Source organism: Sulfitobacter sp. HI0129 (genome assembly GCF_001635395.1).
GTDB lineage: Bacteria > Pseudomonadota > Alphaproteobacteria > Rhodobacterales > Rhodobacteraceae > Sulfitobacter.
This window is the reverse complement of the sequence record NZ_LWGH01000370.1, coordinates 1-4,746: the sequence shown is the minus strand read 5'-3', so window position 1 is coordinate 4,746 and position 4,746 is coordinate 1. Positions and strand designations below refer to the sequence as shown.

At 65.0% G+C, this 4,746-nt stretch carries 6 protein-coding genes and 1 other RNA gene; 6 read left to right on the top strand and 1 reads right to left on the bottom strand.

Annotation, left to right across the window (positions count from 1 at the left end):
• The 6 genes from A3764_RS09495 to A3764_RS09470 all read left to right on the top strand — a co-directional run.
• The coding region (locus A3764_RS09495; RefSeq protein ID WP_150122124.1) for an amidase family protein at positions 1-855 on the top strand (855 nt) is incomplete at its 5' end.
• A 29-nt stretch (positions 856-884) separates the two neighbouring features.
• Entirely contained in the window at positions 885-1,634 is a 750-nt protein-coding gene (locus A3764_RS09490) for a hypothetical protein (RefSeq protein WP_330220251.1), read from the top strand.
• 66 nt (positions 1,635-1,700) lie between these two features.
• Positions 1,701-2,327, top strand: coding sequence for an N-acetylmuramoyl-L-alanine amidase (locus A3764_RS09485; protein WP_236628160.1), 627 nt, complete (start codon positions 1,701-1,703; stop codon positions 2,325-2,327).
• 34 nt (positions 2,328-2,361) lie between these two features.
• An RNA gene (gene rnpB, locus A3764_RS09480) (RNase P RNA component class A) lies at positions 2,362-2,761 on the top strand.
• Positions 2,762-2,883: 122 nt separating this feature from the next.
• Positions 2,884-3,051 (top strand): 50S ribosomal protein L33, encoded by a 168-nt coding sequence (gene rpmG / locus A3764_RS09475; protein ID WP_007119221.1) that lies wholly within the window; start codon positions 2,884-2,886, stop codon positions 3,049-3,051.
• A gap of 351 nt (positions 3,052-3,402) precedes the next feature.
• Positions 3,403-4,095, top strand: coding sequence for a VIT1/CCC1 transporter family protein (locus A3764_RS09470; protein WP_067951531.1), 693 nt, complete (start codon positions 3,403-3,405; stop codon positions 4,093-4,095).
• 63 nt (positions 4,096-4,158) lie between these two features.
• Here A3764_RS09470 and A3764_RS09465 read toward each other — a convergent pair.
• The coding region (locus tag A3764_RS09465; RefSeq protein ID WP_067951530.1) for a Bax inhibitor-1/YccA family protein at positions 4,159-4,746 on the bottom strand (588 nt) is incomplete at its 5' end.

Below are 4,746 nucleotides of genomic sequence, written 5' to 3'. Positions count from 1 at the left end.
TCGTCCCTCGATCAGGCCGGGCCGATGACGAAATCGGTGCGCGATGCGGCGATCATGCTGGGCGCGATGGCCGGGCACGACCCGCGCGATTCCACCTCTGCCGATCTGGCGGTGCCCGATTTCGAAGCAGCACTCACGGGCGATATCCGGGGCAAGAAGATCGGCATCCCCCGCGAATACCGGATGGACGGCATGCCCGCGGAGATCGAAAAGCTCTGGTCCGAAGGTGCCGACATGCTGCGCGACGCGGGCGCCGAGATCGTCGATATCTCCCTGCCGCATACCAAATACGCGCTGCCGGCGTACTACGTGATCGCCCCTGCCGAAGCCTCCAGCAACCTCGCCCGCTACGACGGGGTGCGCTATGGCCACCGGGCCCGGTTGGAGCAGGGCGACGGCATCACCGAGATGTATGAAAAGACCCGGGCCGAAGGCTTCGGCGATGAGGTCAAGCGCCGGGTCATGGTGGGGACCTATGTGCTTTCCGCCGGTTTCTACGACGCCTATTACAACCGCGCCCGCAAGGTGCGCACCCTGATCAAGCGCGACTTCGAAACCGTCTTTGCCGATGGTATCGACTGCATTCTGACCCCGGCAACGCCCTCGGCCGCTTTCGGGCTTGGCGAAATGACGGATGCCGATCCGGTCGCCATGTATCTCAACGATGTCTTTACCGTGACGGTCAACCTCGCCGGGCTTCCGGGCATCGCGCTGCCGACGGGGCAGGACGCCAAGGGCCTGCCCCTGGGGCTGCAACTGATCGGTCGTCCGTGGGAGGAGGCGGAGTTGCTGTCTTCCGCTTATGCTCTCGAACGGGCGGCCGGTTTTGTGGCAAAGGCGGACAAATGGTGGTAGCACGGGCAAACCGATTTGAGGACATGAAGATGGCTATGATGTTCAGACGCGGCGCTTTTTCCCTGCTGGCGGTTGCGGGGCTTGCCGCCTGTCAGCCCGCCATTCCCGATTCCGCCGCCGGGGTGGGATTCGAAGACAGTTTCGCACAGCAGCAGCGCGCTCGTGACGCGGCACTCGCGGCGTCCCAGTCGCAGACCGCTGCCCCCGCGACGCCTTTCGACGACGGCTCGCCCGAGGCAACGGCGGCTGAAACCGCGCGGGTTCTCGCGGCCACGCGGGGAGGAGCCAACGCTTCTGCATCCGGCTCGGTTTCCACGGCGCTTGCGAACTCGGGGATCGAACCCGTGGTGGCGAGCCCCTCGAACCCCGCGCCGCCGGTGGTCAATACCGCCGGGATCTCGAACGAAAACAACTTCGACGCCGTATCGGACCAGCGCAGCATCGACGCGGATGCCGCCCGGATCGCCGCCAACCGCGCGCGCTACGAAGTTATTCAGCCTCAGGCGCTTCCGACCCGCACGCAGGCCGGCCCCAATATCGTGGCCTATGCGATTTCGACAAGCCATGCACCGGGAACACAACTCTATTCGCGCAGCGGCTTCGCCAAGCAGCGCAAGTTTGAACGGGCCTGCGCGCAATACAGCAATCAGGATCAGGCGCAGATCGACTTTCTGGCGGCGGGCGGCCCGGAGCGTGACAGCGCCGGGGTCGACCCCGACGGGGACGGGTTTGCCTGCGCATGGGATCCGGCACCCTACCGGCGCGCGGCACGGGGCTGACGCCTGTTGTCACTGCCCGGGATCGTAGAGCGACCGTCCCCCAATCATGGCCCCCGGCGGGACGGTTTGCGCCCCGTCTTCATTGTCATCCATCATACTGCCATGGCCTGCGCCGCTTCGGCGCTCAGGCGGCTCTGTGATCCCGCGTCAGAGGTTTCCGCCCATTACCTGATCGACGTTTCAGGGGGCGTCTGCCAACTGGTGGCGGAGGAGGCGCGCGCGTGGCACGCGGGGCAGGGCGAATGGGCCGGACTGGATGACATCAATTCCCGCTCGATCGGGATCGAATTGGACAATCGCGGGTCAGAGCCTTTTTCCGAGCCGCAGATGCGCGCGCTCGAAGCATTGCTTCGGGCGATCATGGAACGCTGGGATATCCCGCCCGACGGCGTCATCGGCCATTCGGACATGGCCCCGGGGCGCAAGCAGGATCCGGGCCTCCGGTTCGACTGGGCGCGACTCGCCCGTCAGGGTCTTGCCGGTTTCGCCGGGGGGCCGCGCTATGACGGCGCTGTGTCGGAAAGTGCCTTTGTCGACCGGGCACGCGCACGGGGCTTCACCGCGCCCTGCGACCCTGAGACCTTGCTCGCCACGACGCGGCTGCGGTTTGCCCCATGGCGCAGCGGGCCGTTGGTCGCGGCGGATTTCGATCTGCATCACGGCATTGAAACCGCAGGGGTCGAAAGCGATTGACGCCGCACCGCCCCGCCCGCTAGGGCATGCGGGCGCGGAAGGCTGGATGACCGCGGCGGGGCCTGCCCCTGTCGAGGAAAGTCCGGACTCCGGGAAGGAACGGTGCCGGGTAACGCCCGGGCGGGGTAACCCGACGGACAGCGCCACAGAAAACAGACCGCCCCGGGCGGTGCCGGTTTGCCGGCAACACACGGGGTAAGGGTGAAACGGTGGGGTAAGAGCCCACCGCGCCGCTGGCAACAGGGGCGGCACGGCAAGCCCCACCGGGAGCAATGCCAAATAGGGACCGCGTGCCCGGAAACGGGCGGGGCCACTTCCGCCCCAGCAGGTCCGGGTTGGCAGCTGTAGCCGTATCGGCAACGATGCGGTCAGAGGAATGGTCATCCAAGGGGGCAACCCCTGGACAGAATCCGGCTTACAGGCCTTCCGCGCATTTACCTTCCCCCGCCGGGGAGGGCTGGGGGAATTTGCGGTTGACTCGGGCGCGGGTCTGGCTAGAACCCGAAATTCAGGATTCACGCACCGCGGCAAAGGCCGGTGCAGCAGGAGAAGACTCATGGCGAAGCCAACCACGATCAAGATCCGTCTGAACTCGTCCGCGGGCACAGGCCATTTCTACGTCACCAAGAAGAACGCCCGGACCATGACCGAAAAGATGGTCATCAAGAAATACGACCCGGTCGCGCGCAAGCACGTCGAGTACAAGGAAGGCAAGATCAAGTAATCCTGCCCCTCTGCCGTCAGACCGGAAAGCCGCGCCTTCGCGCGGCTTTTTTCGTTCGTTGAAAGCGATGCGGGTTTGATCGGCACCGGGGGCGTGACGCGGGTTTGCAACGCCACCTTGCGCCAAAACAGGGCGCAGGCGATAGTGGATGCAGGATCGGGGGGACCCATGTTTGATCTGCGATTGCTTATCTGCCTGTTTCTGACGGGTCTGGTTGCCTGTACGCCCATCGGCCCGCCGCCCCAGAAGGGTATCGGTTTCACCGGGATCGGGTCCGAACCCTACTGACCGCCGCTTGCGGCCCTGCATGGCTTCGCAGTATGCAGCGCCGGATACGGACAGGGACGCTCCATGCCCAAGGAAGGCCATTACATCAACCGCAGCGGCTGGCTGCGCGCCGCCGTGCTCGGCGCGAATGACGGCATCGTGTCGATGGCGAGCCTGCTGGTGGGCGTCACCTCTGCCGGGATGGGGCCGGGCAACATATTGCTGACCGGGCTGGCGGGGCTGACGGCGGGGGCATTCTCCATGGCGGCGGGCGAATATGTGTCCGTCTCCACCCAGTCGGATGTGGAGGCCGCAGACCTCGAACGCGAACGCGTCGCGCTGGCGGAGGACCCCGATTACGAATTGAGCGAACTTGCCGAAGGGTTGGAGAACAGGGGCGTGACCAGCGATCTGGCGCTGGAAGTCGCCGCCCAGATGACAGACCACGATGCGCTTGGTGCCCATGCGCGGGAAGAGCTGGGGATGTTCGGGCTTGCCGGTCAGGCCAACCCGGCGCTTGCTGCGGGGGCATCCGCGCTGGCTTTCGCGGTGGGGGGCGGCCTGCCACTGCTGGGCGCGGCACTTGCGCCCGCTGGTTTCACCTGGGGGGGCATCGCCGGCGTGGCGGTGCTGGCGCTCGCGCTCCTCGGGGCGTGTAGCGCGAAACTGGGCGGTACACCTGTGCTTCCGTCGCTGCGGCGTGTCATCTTCTGGGGTCTCGTCGCCATGCTGGTGACGTCCGGCGTGGGCCGCATGTTCGAAACGCTCGCCACCTGACACACGGCAAAGAAAAAGGCCGGCCCCGAAGGACCGGCCCGTTTTACTCAAAGGCGCTGTGCCTTATTCTCGATTGCCGAAGAGTTGCAGCAACATCATGAACATGTTGATGAAGTCGAGGTAGAGGCTCAGCGCGCCCATGATGGCGGCCTTGCCCAGCCACTCGCTGTCGCCGTGATGCGCATGGGCCAGGTACTCGGTCTTGATCTTCTGCGTGTCATAGGCTGTGAGCCCTGCGAAGATCAGCACACCCAGCGCCGAGATCGCGAACATCAGCGCCGAAGAGGCGAGGAAGATGTTGACGATGGACGCCACGATGAGGCCGATCACACCCATGATCAGGAAGCTGCCCCAGCCGGAGATGTCCTTCTTCGTCGTGTAGCCCCAGAGCGACAGACCCGCAAAGGCGATTGCCGTGATCAGGAACACCTGTGCGATGGAATAGCCGGTGAAGACGAGGAAGATGGAGCTGATGGAAATGCCCATGACAGCGGCAAAGGTGTAGAACACCAGCTGCGCCGTCGCGGCGGACATTTTGTTGATCATCGCGCCGAAGCCGAAGACGAAGGCGAGGGGCGCGAACATGACGACCCATTTCAGGGGCGAAGCATAAAGCGTGTAGCCGAACTGGGTCAGGTATTTATCCGTGCC